Source organism: Mycolicibacter virginiensis, assembly GCF_022374935.2.
GTDB lineage: Bacteria > Actinomycetota > Actinomycetes > Mycobacteriales > Mycobacteriaceae > Mycobacterium > Mycobacterium virginiense.
In genome coordinates this window covers 3040390-3061685 of sequence record NZ_CP092430.2, presented here as the reverse complement: position 1 = coordinate 3061685, position 21296 = coordinate 3040390, and the positions used below count along the sequence as shown (strand labels likewise).

Here is a 21296-nt window from a genome sequence, read left to right as displayed (position 1 = left end):
CGCCTCCGCCTGGCGACCGTTTCTATTTCGTAACATCAGCCCCAATGACAACTGCAAGCTCATTCGTCACACGCGTCACGGGCCTGGTCACCGTGTTGCTGACCGCAGCCGGCATGGCGGCCTGCACGCCCCGCCCGGACGGTCCAGGGCCCGTCGCCGAGCGGTTCTTCGCGGCCCTGGCCACCGGCGACACCGCAACGGCCGCCGAGCTCAGCGACGACCCGTCTGCGGCGCGCAGCGCACTCAACGCCGCCTGGGCGGGCCTACAGGCCGAACACCTGGACGCCCAGCTGCTCAGCGCCCGCTATAACGACGACACCGGCACCGTGGCCTACCGCTATACCTGGAAGCTGCCGAAGAACCGGACCTGGGCCTACGACGGCCAGCTCAAGATGGTCCGAAACGAAGGCCACTGGACGGTGCGCTGGACGGCCACCGGCCTGCACCCCAAACTGGGCGAGCACCAGACCTTCGCGCTACGGGCCGACCCGCCGCGCCGCGCCGCGGTGAACGAGGTGGGCGGCACCGATGTGTTGGTGCCGGGCTACGTCTACCACTACATGTTGGACGCCACCCGGGCCGGACGGAACCTGATGCGTACCGCGCGGGCCGTGGTCGACACCTTGCGGCCCTTCGACGAGGCACTGGGCGATCCGCAGCGGCTGGCCGAACAGGCCAGTTCCTCGAGGTCTCCGCTCGACCTGATCACCTTGCGCAAGTCCGATCACGACCGTGTCGAACCCGCTATCGGCTCCCTTCCGGGAGTCGTGGTCACCCCGCGCCCCGACCTGCTGCCCACTGACGACCACTTCGCGCCGATGCTCATCAGCGAAGTCAAAAAGGCGGTCGGGACCCAACTCGAAGGTGCCGCGGGCTGGCGTGTCGTCAGCGAGAACCAGAACGGCGTCGACGTCGCGGTCCTGCACGAGGTCGAACCAGCACCGGCACCCTCGTTGACCATCAGCTTGGACCGAGCGGTCCAGCGCGCCGCCCAGAACGCCGTCAACACCCGCGGCGACAAGGCGATGCTGGTGGTGATCAAGCCGTCGACCGGCGAACTGCTCGCCGTTGCGCAGAATGCAGCTGCCGATGCAGACGGCCTGGTCGCGACCAGCGGTCTGTATCCCCCCGGATCGACGTTCAAGATGGTCACCGCGGGCGCGGCCATCGAACGCGACATGGCGACGCCGAACTCGATGGTGGGTTGTCCCGGTGAACTCGACATCGGCCAGCGCACCATCCCCAACTACGGCGGATTCGACCTGGGCCTGGTTTCGATGTCGCGGGCCTTCGCCAATTCGTGCAACACCACCTTCGCAGAGCTGGCCAGCCGGATGCCGCCGCGGGCGCTGTCGCAGGCGGCCAGTCGCTACGGGATCGGGGTGGACTACCTGGTTGACGGGATCACCACGGTCACCGGCTCCGTTCCGCCGACAGTCGACCTGGCCGAACGCACCGAGGACGGCTTCGGTCAGGGCAAGGTACTGGCCAGCCCCTTCGGCGTCGCGTTGGCTGCGGCGACGGTCGCCGCGGGACGCACACCGGTACCCCGCTTGATCGAAGGCCGGCCGACGGCGGTCAACGGTCCGGTGGCGGCCCCGGTGAGCGCGGAGATGCTCGACGGCCTGCGCGAGATGATGCGGTTGGTGGTGACCGACGGCACCGCACGCGACATCGCCGGCTGCGGCCCGGTCTACGGCAAGACCGGGGAGGCTGAATTCGCAGGGGGCTCGCACTCCTGGTTTGCCGGATACCGGGGTGACATGGCTTTCGCGTCGCTGATCGTCGGCGGTGGCAGCTCGCAGTACGCGGTCCGGATGACCAAGGTGATGTTCGACTCGCTGCCGGACAACTTCCTGCTGTAGCGGCGTAAATTGAGAACCCATGACGGGTCTCAGCGACGACATGGCCGACCTGGCCTTGCGTATCTCGGATGCGGACCGCAACGGCACACTGCGCCGCCTGCACAACGCCGTCTCCCTCGGACTGATCGACATCGGGGAGTTCGAGGAGCGCGCGGCGCAGGTGTCGCAGGCACGCATGCGCTCGGACCTCGACACCCTGATCGGTGACCTGCCCGGCCCGCGCGCCATCGTCACCTCGGCAGCCGACCGGGTTGAGCTGCGTGGCTGGGCCGGGTCGCTCAAACGCCACGGGGAATGGATCGTGCCGACCAGACTGGCGTTGGTGCGGCGCCTGGGCTCGGTTGACCTCGACCTCACCAAGGCCCGGTTCGCTGGGCCGGTCGTCGTGATTGAGCTCGACATGCGATTCGGCTCGGTCGACATCCGCCTGCCTGACGGTGCCAGCGCCTCGATCGACGATGTCGAGGTCTACGGCGGCAGCGCCCGCGATCGCCGCACCGACCCGCCCGCCGAAGGAGCTCCGCACCTGGTGCTGACCGGCCGCGTGGTGTGCGGCTCGGTGGACATCAGGGGACCTCGGCGCAAGCTCCGCTGGCGGCGCTGACCAGCTCCGCGGTGTCGATGGCGGTGACCCGCTTCGCCCGGCTCCGCCGGCCTTGCGATCACCGCTAGGCTGGCGTAATGCCAGTTCGTGCCCCGCTTTCTCCCGGCGTGCTGTCTCCGACGCTGCCGGTGCCCCGCTTGATCCCGCGTCCGGAATACGTCGGCCGCGCCACGGCTGCCGAGGGCTCCGAGCCGTGGGTGCAGACGCCCGAGGTGATCGAGAAGATGCGGGTGGCGAGCCGGATTGCGGCGGGCGCACTTGCCGAGGCGGGTAAGGCCGTCGCGCCCGGCGTGACCACCGATGAGCTGGATCGCATCGCTCACGAGTTCATGGTCGACCACGGCGCCTATCCTTCGACGTTGGGCTACAAGGGCTTTCCCAAGTCGTGCTGCACGTCGCTCAACGAAGTCATCTGTCACGGCATCCCGGACTCGACGGTGATCGCCGACGGCGACATCGTCAACATCGACGTCACCGCGTACATCGACGGCGTACACGGCGACACCAACGCCACATTCCTGGCTGGGGACGTCTCGCAGGAACATCGGCTGCTGGTCGAGCGCACCTACGAGGCCACCATGCGCGCTATCAAGGCAGTCAAACCTGGCCGCGCGCTGTCGGTGATCGGCCGGGTCATCGAGTCCTACGCGAACCGGTTCGGCTACAACGTGGTCCGTGACTTCACCGGTCACGGCATCGGCCCGACCTTCCACAACGGGCTGGTGATCCTGCACTACGACCAGCCAGAGGTCGACACCATCATCGAGCCGGGGATGACTTTCACCATCGAACCGATGATCAACCTCGGCAGCCTGGACTACGACATCTGGGACGACGACTGGACGGTGGTCACCAGCGACGGGCAGTGGAGCGCCCAGTTCGAACACACCCTGGTCGTAACGGACGATGGCGCCGAGATATTGACGCTGCCGTGACTTTCGGCCGTTATCTGTTGAGCCGCTAAGGGGGCCGCCAAAATCGCCCCGTGCCGTCGCAGGGGCTGTAGCGTGGCGCAGATGCCGGGCACGATGATGACCATCGACGGGTTCCCGATTCCGGTCGATGTAGCAGGCCCGCAAAACGGGCCTGTCGTGGTCGTGCTCGCCGCGGCCCAGCATCCCCTCACCGCGTACGACGCGGTCTGCCAGCGACTGCATACCGCCTCGCTGCGCACCATCGTGATCGGCGCAGACGCGCGTCTGACACCTAAGTCGGTGATCGGCATCCTCGATTCGCTAGGCGTGCAGTGTGGCGTGCTGGTGGGTGATCGGACCGGTGCCGACAACGCCTGGGAGCTTGCCGCGACGCGCCCAGACCGCTTCACCGGGCTGGTCGCGCTCGACCGGGGACATCCGCGCGCGCCGGATCTGAGCGGCGCGATCCGCGACGAGCGCTGCCCTCCGGTGGAGATCAACACCACCGTGCTGGTCAGTTCCCGAGCGACGGCGTCGGTTGCCAACGCCAGCCAACGGTTCGTCTACGGCGAACACCGGTTGGTGATGCTGCCCGGGCGGCGCAGTGCGAGTGAGTTCACCGCACAGTTCGCCATGGAGATCGTGTTGCGCGCCAGTACCTGGTAATACGTAGCTGGGGAGAGTAGGTTCCGGCGTAGCCGGCGATCGAGGGCGCGTCGGCCGAAAATAATGAAATACGTATCTGGGGGGATACAGAATGCGGTCATGGGGGCAATCAATACCGGCGTTGCTGCGTGAACGAGCCGAGCAGTGGCCTGATCGGCCGGCGTTCACCTACATCGACTACGAGGTGGATCCGGCCGGGTACGCCGATACCCTGACGTGGGCGCAAATTCTGGGGCGCACCGAGGCCGTCGCCGCGGAGGTGGCCGCGGTCGCGGCGCCGGGCGACCGCGTTGCGCTGCTCGCGCCGCAAGGCCTGGAGTACATCGCCGGGTTCTTCGGTGCGATGGAGGCCGGTTGCATCGTGGTGCCGTTGCCGGTGCCGGCCTTCGGCAGCCACGACGAACGAGTCACCGCGGCGCTGAAGGACTGCGCACCGGCCGCGGTGCTCACCACATCGGCAGTCGCCGGCGACATCCACGGGTGCGTCGCCGCGGTCGGGGGTAGTGCACCGGAGATCATCGAGGTGGATCTGATCGATCTCGACGCCTCCGTGTCCTGGCAAGGAACCGGGGCGCTGCCGACGAAAACGGCGTTGCTGCAATACACCTCCGGTTCGACCGGCTCGCCGAGGGGCGTCGTGGTCTCGCACCGCAATGTTTTCGCCAACATGGAGCAGGTGAAAGCGGACTACTTCGGCGAGGATGGGGGAGCGCCGCCGCCGGACACCACGCTGGTGTCCTGGCTGCCCTTCTACCACGACATGGGCCTGCTGTTGGGCGTGATGGGAGCCGTCTTGCTGGGTCGCCATTCGGTGGTGATGAGCCCGATCGCGTTCCTGCAGAAGCCATCACGATGGATCCAGCAGCTGGCCATCAATTCCTGCACGTTCACCGCCGGACCGAACTTCGCGTTCGAGCTGGCGGCGCGCCGGACGACCGACGAGGACATGGCCGGCCTCGACTTGAGCAGAGTGCACACCATCTTGAGCGGCAGCGAGCGCATCCATGCCGCGACGATTCGCCGCTTCACCGACCGCTTCGCCCGCTTCGGCCTGCCCGCTAACGCGTTGTCACCGTCATACGGCCTGGCAGAGGCAATGGTCTACGTCGCCTCGGCGCCGCGCGCGAACCGCCCGGTGATGATTCGGCTGGACTACGAGAACCTGGTCGGCGGCACCGCACAGGCAGGTCCGGGCGGGGCGGAGCTGGTTAGTATCGGTGCCCCGCGGGCGTGCACGGTGCGGATCGTCGACCCCGAGACCCACACCGAGAGCCCAGACGGGTGCGTCGGTGAGATCTGGGTGCACGGGCCCAACGTCGCCAGCGGCTACTGGCACAACGCGGAGGCCACCGAGCGCACCTTCGGCGGGCACCTCGAATCCCCGTCCGCCGGGACACCGGTGGGGCCGTGGTTGCGCACCGGGGACCTCGGCGTCATCTACGAGGGCGAGATGCTGGTGGTCGGTCGCATCAAAGACCTGTTGATCGTCGACGGCCGAAATCACTATCCCGACGACATCGAGGCCACCGTGCAGGAGCTCACCGGCGGCCGCGTCGCAGCGGTGCCGGTCAGTGGTGAGGGCGGTGAGCAGCTGGTGGTCATCGCCGAGCTCAAGAACCGCGGCAACACCGTGGAAGAACAATTGGCGCGGATTGCGGCCCTGAAAAAGGATGTGGCGGCATCGGTTTCCCGATCCCACGGGGTCCGGGTCGCTGACCTCGTGCTGGTGGCTCCCGGGTCGCTGCCGATCACCACCAGCGGGAAGATCCGTCGCTCCACCTGCGCCGACTGCTATCGCACGGCCCAATTTCGTCGGCTGGAGCCCGTCGACTGACCGCGGGCGGGTAGCCTGACAGCACTCAAATGTCAGGGAAGACCGTCGTCGGCGAAGGAGCACAATGACCCGGCCCGCGATGCTCTCCCAGACTGAGCTGCAATTACTGGTCGCCTCCGGCGAGATCGACACCGTCGTGGTGGCATTCGCCGACATGCAGGGCCGGCTGGTCGGTAAGCGGGTGGCCGCTGAGCACTTTCTTGCCGAGGTCGCCGGACACGGCGTGGAGGCCTGCAGCTACCTGCTGGCCGTCGACGTGGAGATGAACACCGTCCCCGGCTACTCGATTGCCGACTGGGGGACTGGCTATGGCGACCTGGTGCTCAAACCGGACTTCACGACGCTGCGGCGCATTCCGTGGCTTCCCGGCACCGCCCACGTGCTGGCCGACGCACACTGGCCGGACGGCGGCCCGGTCGCGGTGGCACCCCGCCAGATTCTGGCCGCCCAAATCGCCCGACTGACCGAGCGCGGGCTGGTTGCCTACGCCGCAACGGAATTGGAATTCCTGGTCTTCGAGGACAGCTACCGGCAGGCGTGGGCCGGCGGATATCGCGGCCTGACGCCGGGAACGGACTACAACGCCGACTACGGTCTGGTCGCGGGCACCCGGCTGGAGCCGCTGCTGCGCGACATCCGACGGGGGATGACTGGCGCGGGCCTGCGCTGCGAGGGTGTCAAAGGGGAGTGCAACACCGGTCAGCAGGAGATCACCTTCCGCTACGAGGAGGCGCTGAGGACCTGCGACAACCACAGCGTCTACAAGAGTGGCGCCAAGGAGATCGCCGACCAGCACGGCAAGAGCCTGACGTTCATGGCGAAGTTCGACCAACGCGAAGGCAACAGCTGCCACGTCCACTTGTCGCTGCGCAGCACCGAGGGCGCTGCGGTGTTCGCAGATCCAGCCGCCCCGCACGGCATGTCGGCGTTGTTCCGCGCCTTCCTGGCCGGAGTGCTGACCACGCTGCCCGAGCTGACCCTGTGCTACGCGCCGAACATCAACTCCTACAAGCGATTCGTCGGGGGCAGCTTCGCGCCCACCGCGATTGCCTGGGGCCTGGACAATCGCACCTGTGCGCTGCGAGTTCTCGGTAGCGGCGACTCGATGCGGGTGGAGTGCCGGGTGCCCGGCGGCGATGTGAACCCGTATCTGGCGGTGGCGGCGCTGATCGCGGCGGGGCTGCACGGCATCGACAACGATATTTCGCTGCCCGAGCCGGTCGACGGTGACGCCTACCGGGCCGGGCTGCCGCGGCTGCCCACGACGCTGGGCGGAGCCATGGAGCTGTTCGCCGAATCGGCGGTTGCGCGCAAGGCATTCGGTGATGAGGTCGTCGAGCATTATCTGCACAGCGCCCGAGTCGAACTGGACGCATTCAACACCGCGGTGACCGACTGGGAGAGGGTTCGGGGTTTTGAACGCTTCTGAGCCCGGCGGTTCAGCGAGGCTCGACGCAGGAGAGGCGAAGCTGGGACCGCCGCATGGACCCGGCGGTTCAGCGAGGCTCGACGCAGGAGAGGCGAAGCTGGGACCGCCGCATGGACCCGGCGGTTCAGCGAGGTTCGACGGAGGAGAGGCGAAGCTGGGACCGCCGCATGAACCCGGCGGTTCAGCGAGGCTCGACGCAGGAGAGGCGAAGCTGGGACCGCCGCATGGACCCGGCGGTTCAGCGAGGCTCGACGCAGGAGAGGCGAAGCTGGAACCGGCGCATGAACTCAGCCGGCCGGTGGTCGGACTGACGACCTATCTGGACCGAGCGAAGTTCGGAGTGTGGGATGCGCGCGCGGGCCTACTGCCCGCCCAATACATCCAGGGCATCACCGCCGCCGGCGGGATCGCGGTACTGCTGCCGCCGCAGCCGGTGACGCCCGACATCGCCGCGTGCGTGCTCAACGGTGTCAACGCGCTGGTGATCACCGGCGGGCGCGACCTCGACCCGTCTGGCTACGGCCAGACGCCGCACGACGAGACCGATCGGCCCGACACCACCCGGGACGCATGGGAATTCGCCCTGTTGGCCGAGGCGATGCGGCGCGGCATGCCGGTGCTGGGGATCTGTCGTGGCGCCCAAGTGCTCAACGTGGCGCTCGGTGGAACGCTGCACCAGCACCTGCCCGACGTCATCGGTAACAGCGGCCACCGGGCGGGCAACGGTGTTTTCACCCCGATGCCGGTGCACACCGTGGCCGGCACCCGGGCGGCCGAGCTTCTCGGCGAGAGCTGCCAGGCGCAGTGTTACCACCATCAGGCGATCGCTGAGGTGGGTGCGAAACTTGTGGTCAGTGCGCGCGATGACGACGGGGTCATCGAGGCGATCGAGCTTCCCGGGGAGGACTTCGTGCTCGCGGTTCAGTGGCATCCCGAGGAATCTCCGGACGATCTGCGGCTGTTCGCCGCGATCGTTGCCGAAGCGGGCAAGTACGCGGCGGCACGGGTGAGCGAATGAGTCACGAAGGCGACGGCGAGCGAGGAACGAACGAGCAAGGAGCCGAGACATCAGTACCGAACTGATCAACCCGGCCACCGGGGCGGTCTTCGCTACCGTCGACCATGTCGAAGCAGCCGCCGTCGACGACGCGGTGCGCCGGGCGCAGGCTGCCCAGAAGCGGTGGGCCAAACGCGCCCCGGCCGAGCGGGCTGCCGCACTGCGGGACTTCGCCGCGATCGTCGGCACCCACATCGACGAGCTGGCCGCGCTCGAGGTCACCAACTCCGGTCATCCGGTGTCCGCTGCCGAATGGGAAGCCGGGCATGTCCGTGACGTGCTGCAGTTCTATGCGGCCAGCCCGGAACGGTTGTCCGGCAAGCAGATACCGGTTGCCGGCGGGCTCGACGTCACCTTCCACGAGCCGCTCGGCGTGGTCGGCATCATCACCCCGTGGAATTTCCCGATGCCGATCGCCGCGTGGGGTTTCGCGCCGGCGCTGGCCGCTGGGAATGCGGTGTTGATCAAGCCTGCCGAATGGACGCCGCTGACCACGCTGCGCTTGGCCGAACTGGCCGCGGAGTCGGGGCTGGACCCCGATCTGCTGCAGGTGCTGCCCGGCCGTGGCGCGGAGGTGGGGGAGCGCCTGGTCACCCACCCGGACGTCGCCAAGATCGTGTTCACCGGTTCCACCACCACCGGTACCCGGGTACTGCAGGCCGGGGCGGCCGGGGTCAAACGGGTCACGTTGGAACTCGGCGGCAAGAGCGCCAACATCGTCTTCGCCGACTGCGACTTGGAGCAGGCGGCGGCGACGGCGCCTTACGGCGTGTTCGACAACGCCGGGCAGGACTGCTGCGCACGTAGCCGGATCCTGGTGCAGCGCAGCGTCTACGACCGCTTCATGGAGTTGCTGGAGCCCGCGGTGGCTGGGGTCGTCGTCGGCGACCCGACATCCCGCGACACCGAGATGGGCCCGCTGGTGTCGCGCCCGCACTGGGAGAAGGTGGCCTCCTACGTGCCCGACGACGCGCCGGTCGCCTTCCGCGGTCAGGCGCCCACCGGCCCCGGTTTCTGGTTCCCGCCCACGGTCCTGACTCCGGCGGCCACCGACCGGTGCGTCACCGAGGAGATCTTCGGCCCGGTGGTGACGGTGCTGCCGTTCGACGACGAGGCCGACGCCATCACCATGGCCAACAACACCGTCTACGGGTTGTCGGGCTCGATCTGGACCAACGACCTGTCCCGGGCGCTGCGCGTCTCGCGGGCGGTGGAAGCCGGGAACCTGTCGGTGAATTCGCACTCCTCGGTGCGCTTCACCACTCCCTTCGGGGGCTTCAAGCAGTCGGGGTTGGGCCGGGAGTTGGGCGCGGATGCCCCGCTGGCGTTCACCGAGACCAAGAACGTATTCATCGCAGTGAAGGAGACGCAGTGACCGACCTGACCCAACGCCTGGCCGGACGGGTGGCCGTGGTGACCGGCGCCGGTGGCGGAATCGGCTTGGCATCCGCGCGGCGGATGCGTGCCGAGGGCGCCCAGATCGTGGTCGGTGACCTCGACCAGGCTGCGGGTACCGCGGTCGCCGACGAGCTCGACGGCCTGTTCGTTCAGGTCGACGTCTCCGATCAGGATCAGGTCGATGCGCTGTTCGACACCGCGGCCCAGACGTTCGGCTCGGTGGACATCGCCTTCAACAACGCCGGTATCTCGCCACCCGACGATGACCTGATCGAAACCACCGAACTGCCGGCCTGGCAACGGGTTCAGGACGTCAACCTCAAGTCGGTGTACCTGTGCTGCCGGGCGGCGCTGCGACACATGGCGCCCGCCGGGCGGGGATCGATCATCAACACCGCATCGTTTGTCGCGGTGATGGGCTCGGCCACCTCGCAGATCTCCTACACCGCTTCCAAGGGCGGCGTGCTAGCCATGTCACGTGAGCTCGGGGTGCAGTACGCCCGGCAGGGCATCCGGGTCAACGCGCTGTGCCCCGGCCCGGTGAACACCCCGCTGTTGCAAGAGCTGTTCGCCGCCGACCCGGAGCGCGCCGCGCGCCGGCTGGTGCACGTGCCGGTGGGCCGGTTCGCCGAGCCGGAGGAGATCGCGGCCGCGGTCGCGTTCCTGGCCAGCGATGACGCTTCGTTCATCACCGGCTCGACATTCTTGGTGGACGGCGGGATCAGCTCGGCGTACGTCACGCCGCTGTAGGCGGTCTGGCCGGCGGCCAGCTAGGGTCCGTCGTCATCCTCATCGTCAGAACCGTTGTCGCCCAGCAGTTTTTCGGGGTGATGGTAATGGTTGACCCGAGGTTGACCGTGGTCTAGGTGTGGCGGCGGCAGGGTTTGGGTGGTGCCGTCGTGGCGTTTGCGCGTTTTCCAGCCGCCTGAGGTCATGAGTTCATGGTGGGGACCGCAGCGCAGGGTCAGGTCGGTGACGTCGGTGCGCTTGGTTGTCGCGTAGTCGTCGTCATGGTGGACCTCGCAGTAATAGCCGGCGACCGGGCAGTTGGGGTGGCTGCACCCGCGTTCCTTGGCGTAGAGCACGATTCGCTGCCCCGGCGAGGCGAGCCGTTTGGTGTGAAACAGGGCCAGTTCTTTGGCGCCGTCGTAGATCCGCAGGTAGTGGTGGGCGTGGCTGGCCATGGCGATGACGTCGCGCATGGGGAGCCAGGTGCCGCCGCCGGTGTGGGCTTTGCCGGTGCCGGCTTCCAGGTCGGTCAGGGTGGTTGAGACGATGATGGTGGCCGGTAACCCGTTGTGCTGGCCTAATTTTCCGGAGGCGAGCAGGGCGCGGCCCATGGCGGTGAGGGCGTCGTGGTTGCGTTGTGCGGCACTGCGGGTGTCGGCGTCGATTGCCGCCTGTGAGGGCGTGCCACTGGAGCATGGGGTGGCATCGGCCGGGTTGCACATGCCGGGGGCGGCCCAGCGGGCGAGCACCGCGTCCCACGTGGCGCGGGCTTGGGGATCGAGGAATCCTTTGATGGGGGTCATACCGTCGCGGCCTTGGGGTCCCAGCACCACACCACGGTGTTTGGCGCGCTGGTCGTCGCTGTAGTTGCCGTCGGGGTGCAGGTAGTCGGCGAGGCGTTGGGCCAGTTTGGCCAGTTCGTCGGGGCGGCACTGCCCGGCCAACTCGGCCAGCTGGTGCTCGGCCTGGGTCAGGGTGCCCGCATCAATGCTGTCGGGCAAGTAGTGGAAGAACGAGCGAATCACGCCGATGTGGGCGGCTCCGACTCGCCCCTCCCGCTGCGCTGCCGCCACTTCCGGCAATACCGGTTCCAACGGTTCACCGGTCAACGTGTGGCGCGGCCCCAGCTCCGCGGCATCGCTGATGCGACGGGCGGCTTCGCCGCGGGCGATGTGCAGCTCGTCCGCCAGAACCCAGCGCGGTTTGCCGCCGAGTTCGGCGGGGTCGGTGGCGGCTAGCCGATTGACCAGGGGGTGTTCTACTGCGGGTAGCCGCCGTCGCAGCCGTTCGCAGCGCCGCAGCAGGGCCAGGCATTCCCGCGGCGTCAGTGCGTCGAAGTCCAGTTCCAGCGCCCGGTCCAGATCGGCGGAAAGTGTGTCGAAGACTTCGACGACCTCATCGCGATTGTTCGAACGCATGTGCTAATAGTAGCTCCGGGGTCCGACAGCTCGCAGAGAGTATCGACAGCCAAAACTGCTGTGAAGCAAGTGAATATGGTGACTTTCGGCGCCTGTTCAGTCCAGCCTCGTTGCCGCCACCGACCACATTGGCAGATGGAGTCGGTGGTTCTCGAGTTCCGGCTGCAACACCGCCAGTTGGCCAGGCAGGGTTTTCATCTGCGGTGCGACGCCGTCGTTGGAATCCATCTGCGAAAGAAAATCCAACGCCCGTGGGCCGAAGGTGCCGACGTATGTGGAGGTGCCCAAGTAGTCCAGGCGCCAGCCGTTGGTGTCGAGCAGTCGGCTGAAGTTGTTCGCCGGTAGCCCGTCGAACTTCAAGCCGTTGAGATTGTGGCGCCCGAGTTCGAACATGAACAGTCGCGCGCCGGGAGCGGTAGCAAGATGCAATGCCTGGATGTAGCGCGCCTGCATTCGCTCGTCATGGGCGAAGACGTGATAAAAGGCGCTGTCGACGACAGTGCCGAACCGGTCCTCGAAGTCGGCCAGGCGTGTCGCGTCGGCGACCTGAAAATCCACGTTCACTCCGGCGCGCTGCGCGTTGTGTCGGGCGTGCTCGATTGCCGCTGGCGACGCGTCGATGCCGGTGGCCGAATATCCCTGAGCGGCAAAGTAGATCGCGTGGTGGCCGGGGCCGGTTCCTGGATCCAGGACTTCGCCGCGCAGGGCGCCATGGGCGACGAGTTCTTGCACCGCAGGCTGCGGGCCGCCGATGTCCCACGGGACCGTCCCGGCGATCGTCTGCTCGCCGCGGTACATCAAGTCAAAGGTCGGGTCGGCCTGCATGGGCCATTCCTCTCTATCGCTGACCAAGAAGGGGTGACTTCACTTGTATACTTGGTCAGTGACCAAGAATCAAGCTGTTGGGCGAGCACGGGTCGGCCTTGGTGTGGAGGACGTCGTGCGTGCTGCGTTCGACGTTCTCGATCGTCATGGGATCGCGAAGCTCTCTACCCGCGCAATAGCAACGGAACTCAGCGTCAGCATGAACACCGTGATGTGGCACATCGGCGCCAAGGGGCGACTACTCGAGCTGATGGCGGACGCCATTGTCGCCGAGGTTGAGGTGGACCCGTTGCGCGGTGACTGGCGGCAGCGGGCGACCCAGTTGCTAGTCGGGTTGCGTCAGGCGATGCTGGGCCACCGTGATGGTGCGCTTGTCGTCGCCGGAACGTTCCCGGTGCTGCCGTCGACCTTGGCCTTCAGCGACCGGCTGATCGAAGTGTTGTTGACCGGAGGGGCTGCGTCCAAGCAGGCGGCTTGGACCGCTTGGAACCTCTTCTACTTCACTCTGGGCCTGGTCCAGGAGGAGCAGCGGGCGCCCGATGCTCTGCCGGGCAGTCTGCAGGATGTCGTCGACGAGGCGGAATTCCCCAGTCTGCATGCGGTGCTGGACGATTTCCTCTCGGCTGACTACGAGGCCCGCTTCAGATTCGGCATCGATCAGATTCTGGGATCCCTCGGATAGGGCGTCAGAACCACTCCGGGCGCATCTCCAAGGTCGTACGGTCCAGGCTCTCCAACAGGTCGAGCTGCGGGCCGGTCTTCGGCAGCTCGTAGCGGAAGAAGTACCGGGCCGCCTGACGTTTGCCGTCAAAGAAGTCCCCAGCGCGACCCCCGGCGGCCAACAACTGCTCCAGCCAGATCCAGGCGATCACCACATGGCCGAAGGCCTCCAGATAGATCGCACTGTTGGCCAGGGCGGCATCGATGTCACCGGCGGCGAACATGCCCGCGGTGACCGCCACCAACCGCTGGACCACTGCGTCGAGTCGCGCTGCCATATCGGCCAGTTCGCCGCCGGCTCGATGCGCGGCCCCGGTGCACTCGCTCATCGCGCCGTGTAGTGCGGCCAGGCTCGCCCCGTTGCGCTGCACCACCTTGCGGCCCAACAGGTCCAGACTCTGGATGCCGTGGGTGCCCTCGTGAATCGGGTTGAGCCGGTTATCCCGGTAGTGCTGTTCCACGTCGTACTCGCGGGTGTAGCCGTAGCCGCCGTGCACCTGGATCGCCAGATCGTTGGCGGCCAGGCACCACTGCGACGGCCAGCTTTTGGCGATCGGGGTGAGGATGTCGAGCAAGGCGGTGGCGTGCTCGCGTTCGTCGTCTGATCCAGCGGTGTTCTGAACGTCGACGAGGCGCGCGCAGTACAGCGCCAACGCGAGCGCCCCCTCGACATAGGACTTCTGCGCCAGCAGCATCCGCTTGACGTCCGCGTGCTCGATGATCGCAACCTGCGGTGCGGCAGGGTCTTTCGCCGTCGCCGGGCGGCCCTGCGGCCGGCTGCGGGCGTACTCCAGTGACTTCAGATAGCCGGTGTAGCCGAGCGCTATCGCACCCATCCCCACACCCAGGCGGGCTTCGTTCATCATGTGGAACATGTAGGTCAAGCCGCGATGCTCGTCGCCCACCAGGTAGCCGATCGCACCCGGTTCGCCGCCGGGCTGGTGGACGCCCTCCCCGAAGTTGAGCACGGTGTTGGTGATTCCGCGATAGCCCATCTTGTGGTTGAGACCGGCCAGCACGACGTCGTTGCGTTCACCCAACGTGCCGTCGGGGTTCACCAGATACTTCGGCACGATGAACAGCGAGATCCCCTTGGTGCCGGCCGGACCGTCGGGGATCTTGGCCAGCACCAGATGGACGATGTTCTCGGTCAGTTCGTGTTCGCCACCGGAGATCCACATTTTGGACCCGAACAACCGGAAGGTGCCGTCGGCGCACCGGTTTGCCCGGGTGGTGATGTCGGCCAGCGATGATCCCGCCTGCGTCTCCGAGAGGCACATCGTCCCGAAGAAGCGGCCGGCGATCATGGGTTTGACGAAGGCGGTGATCTGTTCTTCGCTGCCGAACTTGGCGAGCAGGTTTGCGTTGGCCATGGTCAGCATCGGGTAGCCGGCGGTGCTGACGTTGGCGGCGAATAACCAGGCGAAGCCGGCCTGAGCCACCGTTGCCGGCAATTGCGCCCCACCGAGGCTGTAGTCCATGGCCATGCCGATCAGCTCAGCATCTGCGCAGGCCGCCAGTGCCTCCTTGACCTCATCGATGATGGTGACTTTCGTCCCGTCGAAGGTGGGCTCGTGGGCGTCGCTCTTCTTGTTGTGTGGGGCGAAATAACGGCTCGCCAGCTGTTCACACAGATCCAGCGTGTCGGAGAAAGTCTCCCGAGAGTGCTCGCAGAACCGGTCCCGTCCGGTCAGTTCGTCGACGCGCAGCCAGTCGAACAGCAGGAAGTCGAGGTCTTGTCGCGACAGCAGGGTGGACTTCATCTGCGGTCCTTTCACTCCAGCCCAAGCAGTGCGTTCTCGACGACCTCGGGCAGTGCCGGGTGGATCCAGTATTGACCGCGGGCCATCTCTTGCGCGGTGAGACCGAAACTCATCGCCTGGATCAGCGGCTGGATGATCGAGGACGCCTGGTAGCCCATGATGTGCGCGCCCAGCAGCCGCCCGGTACCGCGTTCGGCGATGAGCTTGGCAAATCCGGTGCTGTCTTCCATGGCCCAGCCGTAGGCGACGTCACCGTAGTCCTGGATCTTCACCGAAATATCGAGACCCTTTGCCAGCGCCTGTGTTTCGGTCAAGCCGACCGCAGCGATCTGCGGATCGGTGAATACCGCGGCCGGCACGTAGCGGTGGTCGGTGATCCGCATCGAGTCCACGTCGTCCCAGTCGCACAGCAGATTGTGTTGCACCACCCTGGCTTCATGATTGGCGACATGCTTGAGCTCATACGGTGAAGACACATCGCCGAGCGCGAAAACTCCGCGCGCCGAAGTTCGTTGGTATTTGTCGACGCTTACTCGCCCGCCGGCGATGGTGACACCGGCCTGCTCGGCGTCCAACAGGTCGCCGTTGGGCACCCGCCCGGTGGCTACCAGCATCGCGTCGGCCTGCAGCACCGAGCCGTCGTCGAGCTCCACGACGACGCCGTTCCCAGCGTTGCGAGCTGCGACCACGTTGCAGTGCGTGCGCAGCTCCCACTTGGCCGCGGCGATCCGGGTGAACCGTTCTGCAACGGTCTCGTCGCAGTGCCGCAGCAAGGTCGAGCCCCGGATCACCACCGTGACCCGGACACCCAAGGCGGAGAACACGTGGGCGAACTCGGCGGCGATGAAGCCCCCGCCCACGATCACCAGATGCTCGGGCAGCTCGGCGATGCGCATGATGTCGTCGCTGGTGTAGTAGCGCGCCCCGCTGTCGGCGATGGCGGGCGGGATCGCCGAGCGCGACCCGGCGGCGATCACTACCTGCTCGGCGCTGAATTGTTCACCTCCCGCGGTGAGCAGCAGGTAGCGGCCGTCGGAGCCGACCGGGCCGAATCGGGTGTGCACGCCGTAGACGTCGACGTTCGGCAGGCTGCGGCGATACTGCTCGCCGCCGGCGGCGATCGGGTCGATCCGCCCGAACACCCGTGAGACGATCTCGTCCCAGCGCACACCGTCGATGCGGGCGTCAATCCCGTAGCGCGACGCCTCGGCCACCGTCTTGGCGACCTCGGCGGCGTAGACGAACATCTTCGTCGGGATGCAGCCCACATTGAGGCAGGTGCCGCCGAAAGTGCCCTCTTCACAGATCGCCACCCGCTTGTCGGCGTAGCGCTCGTCGAGAATGCTGTTGCCCGAACCGGTTCCGATGATCGCCAGGTCGTAGCTCTCCATTGCGTCAGCCTAAACGGTGCGCGGGGCCGCGGTGATCGCAAGCGCGGCGAAGCCGGGCGCAGCGGGTCACCGCCGTTCTGGATGAGGTGATCGCAAGCGCGGCGAAGCCGGGCGCAGCGGGTGACCGCCGTTCTGGATGAGGTGATCGCAAGCGCGGCGAAGCCGGGCGCAGCGGGTCACCGCCAACCTGGATACGCTGATGGCGTGCCCGCATCGGCTCAGACCGAGATGACCGACGTAGTGCTGATCGGCGCGGGCATCATGAGCGCCACCTTGGGGGCGATGCTGCGCCGGCTGGAACCGGAAACCGCGATCACCGTCATCGAACGGTTGGATTCCGCCGCCTGCGAAAGCAGTGATCCGTGGAACAACGCCGGCACTGGCCACGCTGGGCTGTGCGAGCTGTTCTACACACCGCAGCGGCCCGACGGCTCGATCGACACCGCCAAAGCGGTGCGGGTCAACGAGCAGTTCCAGGTGACCCGGCAGTTCTGGGCCTATGCCGTCGAGAACGGCCTGCTGGAGGATCCGCGTGACTTCGTATACCCGATCCCGCACGTCAGCTTCGTACACGGCGCCGAAGCCGTGGATTACCTGCGGCGGCGCCATCATGCGCTAGCCGACAACCCGTTGTTCGCCGGCACCGACTTCATCACCGACTTCGGCGAGTTCGCCGCGCGCCTTCCCGCGATGGCCACCGGGAGGAACCCCGACGTGCCGGTGGCCCTGGACTGGGCTCCGCACGGCACCGACGTGGACTTCGGCGCGCTGACGAGCCAGCTGATCGGCTACGGGGTGCGCCACGGCACCGCCGTGCACTTCGGCCACGAGGTGCGCTCGCTGCGCCGGGAGTCCGACGCCAGCTGGACATTGGTTCTGGCCAACCGTCGCACCGGCGAAACCCGAAGGCTCAACGCTAAATTCGTCTTCGTCGGCGCCGGGGGAGCGACCCTGGGACTGCTGCAGCGCGCGGGGATTCCCGAAACACGAGGCTTCGGTGGCTTCCCGATCGGCGGGGTGTTTCTGCGCTGCGGGGCCGCCGAGCTCACCGCCGCACACCGCGCCAAGGTGTACGGCGCCCCGGTGCCGGGCGCGCCGTCGACGACCGCCCCGCACCTGGATGCCCGGATGGTCAACGGTGCGTCATGGCTGCTGTTCGGACCGTTCGCCGGGTGGTCGCCAAAGTTTCTCAAGCACGGTCGGGCCTCGGATCTGCCCCGATCGGTCCGCTTCGACAACGTCAGGTCGCTGCTGGGCGCCGGGATCCGAGAGCGTGAACTGGTCGGGTACCTGCTCGGCCAACTGCGGAGAACCCACGGCACCCGGGTCGAGGCACTGCGGGAGTTCCTGCCGGGTGCGGATCGCGCGGACTGGCACGAGATCCGGGCCGGCCAACGGGTGCAGGTGATTCGCGACGGACAGCTCGATTTCAACACCACGATCGTCAGCGCCGGCGACGGCAGCATCGCGGGACTGCTCGGCGCCTCGCCCGGGGCCTCGACCGCCGTGCCGGCCATGCTGGAGGTGCTGGCGCGCTGTTTCGCCGGCAGGTTCGCCGACTGGCTGCCGACGCTCAAAGAGATGGTGCCCTCGCTGGGTACGCGACTGTCCGAAGAGCCTGCGTTGTTCGAGCAGGTGTGGGAGTGGGGGAGCCGCACGCTTCAGCTCAACTGACGGTCGCCGCGGGTTTGATGGTGGCGACCCGCAGCGCCCGGCTTCGCCGCGCTCGTGGTCGCCGCGGGTTTGGTGGTGGCGACCCGCAGCGCCCGGCTTCGCCGCGCTCGCGGTCGCCACTAGAGTTATCGGGTGACCGAGAACCCCTACCTGGCCGGTTTACGGCTGGCCGGCCGCAAAGTTGTTGTCGTGGGCGCGGGAAGCGTCGCGCAGCGACGTCTTCCGCTGTTGGTGGACAGCGGCGCGCAAGTGCTGGTGATCGCGCCGAGCGCCACGCCTGCGGTCGAAGCGCTGGGGGAGCGTAAGCCCGGCATCACGCTGGTCTCGCGCACCTACCGCGACGGGGACCTGGCCGATGCCTGGTACGCGATCGCGGCGACCAACGACCCGGAGGTCAACGCCGCCATCGTGGCTGAGGCCGACCGTCGCCAGATCTTCTGTGTGCGCGCCGATCTGGCCGTCGCGGGATCCGCGGTCACCCCGGCCACCTTCGGTTACTCCGGATTGTCGGTGGGCGTGCTGGCCGGCGGCGAGCACAACCGGTCGGCGGCGATCCGCTCGGCGATTCGGGAGGCCCTGCAGAACGGCACCATCACCGTGGACGTGGAGACGACCCCCGACGTGGTGCGCGGCGGTGTGGCGCTGGTGGGCGGCGGACCGGGCGATCCAGAACTGATCACGGTGCGCGGCCGTCGCATGCTCTCGCACGCCGACGTCGTGGTGGCCGACCGGCTCGCGCCGCCCGAGCTGCTCGCCGAACTGCCCCCGACCGTCGAAGTCATCGACGCCGCCAAGATCCCCTACGGGCGGGCAATGGCGCAGGACGCGATCAACGCGCTGATGATCGAACGTGCCAAGGCCGGCAAGTTCGTGGTGCGCCTCAAGGGCGGCGACCCATTCGTGTTCGCCCGCGGCTATGAAGAGGTGCTGGCCTGTGCCGACGCCGGGATTCCGGTGACGGTTGTGCCGGGTGTGACCAGTGCCATAGCGGTCCCGGCCCTGGCTGGCGTGCCGGTCACCCATCGGGCCGTGAACCACGAGTTTGTGGTGGTCAGCGGGCATGTTGCCCCCGACGATCCCGAATCGTTAGTGAATTGGGACGCCTTGGCCGCGATGCGCGGAACCATCGTGCTGCTGATGGCCGTCGAACGCATCGAGCAATTCAGCGCGGTGCTACAAAAAGGCGGGCGACCTGCGGATACGCCGGTTCTGGTGGTGCAGCACGGCACCACACCGGCCCAGCACACGTTGCGAGCGACCCTGGCCGACGCGCCCGAGAAGATCCGCGCGGAGGGCATTCGACCTCCCGCGATCGTGATTATCGGGGCCGTCGCGGGTTTCGGGGTTTAAACAGCTCTTAATATTACTGTAGGGTAGCCCGTTATGACTGCACTCGATGATGCAGGGCGGGCGAGCGCGCAGTGGTCCGAAGGTGATGCCGGGGCGGTTCCCCGCGGACGTGCCGGCTCCGATCTCGTGAGTTGGACCAGCAAGTATGTGTCGTCCTGGCTGCCTTCTCGTCGCTTTATCTACGCGGTGATCGCCATCGGTGGCATGCAGCTGCTGGCCACCATGGACAGCACTGTCGCGATCGTCGCGCTTCCTAAGATCCAGGACGACCTGGGGCTATCCGACGCCGGTCGTGGCTGGGTGATCAGTGCCTACGTGCTGACCTTCGGCGGCCTGATGCTGCTCGGCGGCCGACTCGGCGACACCATCGGCCGCAAGCGCACCTTCATCAGCGGGGTCGGACTGTTCACGATCGCGTCTGTCCTGTGTGCCGTGGCCTGGGATGCCCCCACACTGGTGATCGCGCGGCTCCTGCAGGGTGTCGGTTCGGCCATCGCCTCACCGACGGCGCTGGCGCTGATTGCCACCACCTTCCCCAAGGGGCCGGCCCGCAATGCCGCCACCGCGATATTCGGCGCCATGACCGCCGTCGGATCGGTGATGGGCCTAGTGGTCGGCGGCGCGCTGACTGAAGTGTCTTGGCGGCTGGCGTTCGGGATCAACGTGCCAATCGGCCTGCTGATGATCTACCTGGCCCGCACCGCGCTGACCGAGACCCACCGGGAGCGGATGAAGCTGGATGCCGCCGGCGCGCTGCTGGCGACTCTGGGCTGCACGGCGGCGGTGTTCGCCTTCACGATTGGCCCGGAGAAGGGCTGGATCTCGGTCATCACCATCGGTTCCGGGGTGGTCGCCGTCGTGGCGATGCTGGCATTCGCCGTGGTGGAGCGCACCGCCGAGAATCCGGTGGTGCCGTTCAGCCTGTTCAAGGACCGCAACCGGCTGCTGACCTTCGCGGCGATCTTCCTCGCCGGCGGCGTGCTGTTCACCTTGACCGTGACCATCGGTCTGTACGTTCAGGATCTGATGGGCTACTCGGCCCTGCGTGCCGGCGTGGGATTCATCCCGTTCGTGATCGGGCTGGGCGTCGGACTGGGTCTGTCCTCCCAACTGGTGCGGCGGTTCCCGCCCCGGGTGCTGGTGATCGCCGGTGGCGTCGTGTTGCTGGGCGCGATGATCTACGGCTCGACGATCAACCGGAACCTTCCGTACTTCCCGAACTTCGTCACGTTGATCGTGCTCGGTGGGCTCGGGATCGGCGTGATCGTGGTGCCGCTGACCCTGTCGGCGATCGCCGGCGTGGGCTTCGACCAGATCGGCCCGACTTCGGCGATCGCACTGATGCTGCAGAACCTGGGCGGGCCGATCGTGCTGGCGGTCGTCCAGGCCGTCATCACCTCGCGCACGCTGTACCTCGGCGGCACCAACATGCCGGTCAAGACCATGAACCCCGCGCAGATCGCCGCGTTGGATTCCGCCTACACCTACGGCCTGCTGTGGATTGCCGCGGTGGCGGTTCTGGTCGGCGGGATCTCCCTGCTGATCGGTTACACCGCCAAGCAGGTCGCGCACGCCCAAGATGTGCAGGACGCTTTCGGCGCCATGTGACTTCGCCCGGACGCCACGCTGAAGGGGGCGTCGGTAGCTAAGCTCACCTGC

The 21296-nt window shown here is 67.2% G+C and carries 17 protein-coding genes; 13 read left to right on the top strand and 4 right to left on the bottom strand.

Annotation, left to right across the window (positions count from 1 at the left end):
• Nucleotides 1–44: 44 nt before the first annotated feature.
• From MJO54_RS14810 to MJO54_RS14770, 9 genes are all read left to right on the top strand, one after another.
• Complete coding sequence (locus MJO54_RS14810) at nt 45–1865, top strand: penicillin-binding transpeptidase domain-containing protein (protein WP_046284451.1); 1821 nt, start codon at nt 45–47, stop codon at nt 1863–1865.
• 19 nt (nt 1866–1884) lie between these two features.
• Complete coding sequence (locus tag MJO54_RS14805; RefSeq protein ID WP_046284452.1) at nt 1885–2469, top strand: DUF1707 SHOCT-like domain-containing protein; 585 nt, start codon at nt 1885–1887, stop codon at nt 2467–2469.
• A 77-nt stretch (nt 2470–2546) separates the two neighbouring features.
• Nucleotides 2547–3404, top strand: a complete 858-nt coding sequence (map, locus tag MJO54_RS14800; protein ID WP_065152493.1) for a type I methionyl aminopeptidase — start codon at nt 2547–2549, stop codon at nt 3402–3404.
• Between the two features lie 81 nt (nt 3405–3485).
• Entirely contained in the window at nt 3486–4049 is a 564-nt protein-coding gene (locus tag MJO54_RS14795) for an alpha/beta fold hydrolase (protein ID WP_046284457.1), read from the top strand.
• Between the two features lie 91 nt (nt 4050–4140).
• A complete protein-coding gene (locus MJO54_RS14790) occupies nt 4141–5883 on the top strand; it encodes an AMP-binding protein (protein ID WP_046284454.1) in 1743 nt (580 codons plus the stop codon).
• Nucleotides 5884–5947: 64 nt separating this feature from the next.
• On the top strand, nt 5948–7312 hold the full coding sequence (locus MJO54_RS14785) for a glutamine synthetase family protein (protein WP_046284455.1): 1365 nt from the start codon (nt 5948–5950) through the stop codon (nt 7310–7312).
• A gap of 97 nt (nt 7313–7409) precedes the next feature.
• On the top strand, nt 7410–8330 hold the full coding sequence (locus tag MJO54_RS14780) for a gamma-glutamyl-gamma-aminobutyrate hydrolase family protein (RefSeq protein ID WP_396878791.1): 921 nt from the start codon (nt 7410–7412) through the stop codon (nt 8328–8330).
• A 49-nt stretch (nt 8331–8379) separates the two neighbouring features.
• A complete protein-coding gene (locus tag MJO54_RS14775) occupies nt 8380–9744 on the top strand; it encodes an aldehyde dehydrogenase family protein (RefSeq protein WP_065152495.1) in 1365 nt (454 codons plus the stop codon).
• A complete protein-coding gene (locus MJO54_RS14770) occupies nt 9741–10517 on the top strand; it encodes a 3-oxoacyl-ACP reductase (protein WP_046287003.1) in 777 nt (258 codons plus the stop codon). Before MJO54_RS14775 ends, MJO54_RS14770 begins: the two co-directional genes overlap by 4 nt.
• A gap of 20 nt (nt 10518–10537) precedes the next feature.
• Here the strand turns inward: MJO54_RS14770 and MJO54_RS14765 are convergent, their stop codons facing one another.
• Both MJO54_RS14765 and MJO54_RS14760 read right to left on the bottom strand, forming a co-directional pair.
• The gene (locus MJO54_RS14765) at nt 10538–11914 is read right to left on the bottom strand and encodes an HNH endonuclease signature motif containing protein (RefSeq protein ID WP_240175137.1); all 1377 of its coding nucleotides are present in this window, start codon (nt 11912–11914) and stop codon (nt 10538–10540) included.
• 96 nt (nt 11915–12010) lie between these two features.
• A complete protein-coding gene (locus tag MJO54_RS14760; protein WP_105295567.1) occupies nt 12011–12739 on the bottom strand; it encodes a class I SAM-dependent methyltransferase in 729 nt (242 codons plus the stop codon).
• A 115-nt stretch (nt 12740–12854) separates the two neighbouring features.
• Here MJO54_RS14760 and MJO54_RS14755 point away from each other — a divergent pair, with 115 nt between their 5' ends.
• Complete coding sequence (locus tag MJO54_RS14755; RefSeq protein WP_240175136.1) at nt 12855–13421, top strand: TetR/AcrR family transcriptional regulator C-terminal domain-containing protein; 567 nt, start codon at nt 12855–12857, stop codon at nt 13419–13421.
• Between the two features lie 4 nt (nt 13422–13425).
• On the opposite strand, the gene MJO54_RS14750 is transcribed toward MJO54_RS14755, so the two are convergent.
• Both MJO54_RS14750 and mtr read right to left on the bottom strand, forming a co-directional pair.
• Complete coding sequence (locus MJO54_RS14750; protein ID WP_046285937.1) at nt 13426–15222, bottom strand: acyl-CoA dehydrogenase family protein; 1797 nt, start codon at nt 15220–15222, stop codon at nt 13426–13428.
• A gap of 11 nt (nt 15223–15233) precedes the next feature.
• On the bottom strand, nt 15234–16613 hold the full coding sequence (gene mtr / locus MJO54_RS14745) for a mycothione reductase (protein ID WP_240175135.1): 1380 nt from the start codon (nt 16611–16613) through the stop codon (nt 15234–15236).
• Between the two features lie 228 nt (nt 16614–16841).
• Here mtr and mqo point away from each other — a divergent pair, with 228 nt between their 5' ends.
• The 3 genes from mqo to MJO54_RS14725 all read left to right on the top strand — a co-directional run bounded on the left by mqo (nt 16842) and on the right by MJO54_RS14725 (nt 21245).
• Nucleotides 16842–18287 (top strand): malate dehydrogenase (quinone), encoded by a 1446-nt coding sequence (mqo, locus tag MJO54_RS14735; RefSeq protein ID WP_240175986.1) that lies wholly within the window; start codon nt 16842–16844, stop codon nt 18285–18287.
• A 132-nt stretch (nt 18288–18419) separates the two neighbouring features.
• On the top strand, nt 18420–19637 hold the full coding sequence (gene cobA, locus MJO54_RS14730) for a uroporphyrinogen-III C-methyltransferase (protein WP_064888634.1): 1218 nt from the start codon (nt 18420–18422) through the stop codon (nt 19635–19637).
• Between the two features lie 204 nt (nt 19638–19841).
• The gene (locus MJO54_RS14725; protein ID WP_396879175.1) at nt 19842–21245 is read left to right on the top strand and encodes an MFS transporter; all 1404 of its coding nucleotides are present in this window, start codon (nt 19842–19844) and stop codon (nt 21243–21245) included.
• Nucleotides 21246–21296: the final 51 nt, after the last annotated feature.

Excerpts from the sequence above, each read along its gene's own strand:
- MJO54_RS14810 (WP_046284451.1), top strand. The coding sequence starts at position 45 with ATGACAACTGCAAGCTCATTCGTCACACGCGTCACGGGCCTGGTCACC.
- MJO54_RS14805 (WP_046284452.1), top strand. The coding sequence starts at position 1,885 with ATGACGGGTCTCAGCGACGACATGGCCGACCTGGCCTTGCGTATCTCG.
- map (WP_065152493.1), top strand. The coding sequence starts at position 2,547 with ATGCCAGTTCGTGCCCCGCTTTCTCCCGGCGTGCTGTCTCCGACGCTG.
- MJO54_RS14795 (WP_046284457.1), top strand. The coding sequence starts at position 3,486 with ATGCCGGGCACGATGATGACCATCGACGGGTTCCCGATTCCGGTCGAT.
- MJO54_RS14790 (WP_046284454.1), top strand. The coding sequence starts at position 4,141 with ATGCGGTCATGGGGGCAATCAATACCGGCGTTGCTGCGTGAACGAGCC.
- MJO54_RS14785 (WP_046284455.1), top strand. The coding sequence starts at position 5,948 with ATGACCCGGCCCGCGATGCTCTCCCAGACTGAGCTGCAATTACTGGTC.
- MJO54_RS14765 (WP_240175137.1), bottom strand. The coding sequence starts at position 11,914 with ATGCGTTCGAACAATCGCGATGAGGTCGTCGAAGTCTTCGACACACTT.
- MJO54_RS14760 (WP_105295567.1), bottom strand. The coding sequence starts at position 12,739 with ATGCAGGCCGACCCGACCTTTGACTTGATGTACCGCGGCGAGCAGACG.
- MJO54_RS14750 (WP_046285937.1), bottom strand. The coding sequence starts at position 15,222 with ATGAAGTCCACCCTGCTGTCGCGACAAGACCTCGACTTCCTGCTGTTC.
- mtr (WP_240175135.1), bottom strand. The coding sequence starts at position 16,613 with ATGGAGAGCTACGACCTGGCGATCATCGGAACCGGTTCGGGCAACAGC.
- mqo (WP_240175986.1), top strand. The coding sequence starts at position 16,842 with ATGACCGACGTAGTGCTGATCGGCGCGGGCATCATGAGCGCCACCTTG.
- MJO54_RS14725 (WP_396879175.1), top strand. The coding sequence starts at position 19,842 with ATGCAGCTGCTGGCCACCATGGACAGCACTGTCGCGATCGTCGCGCTT.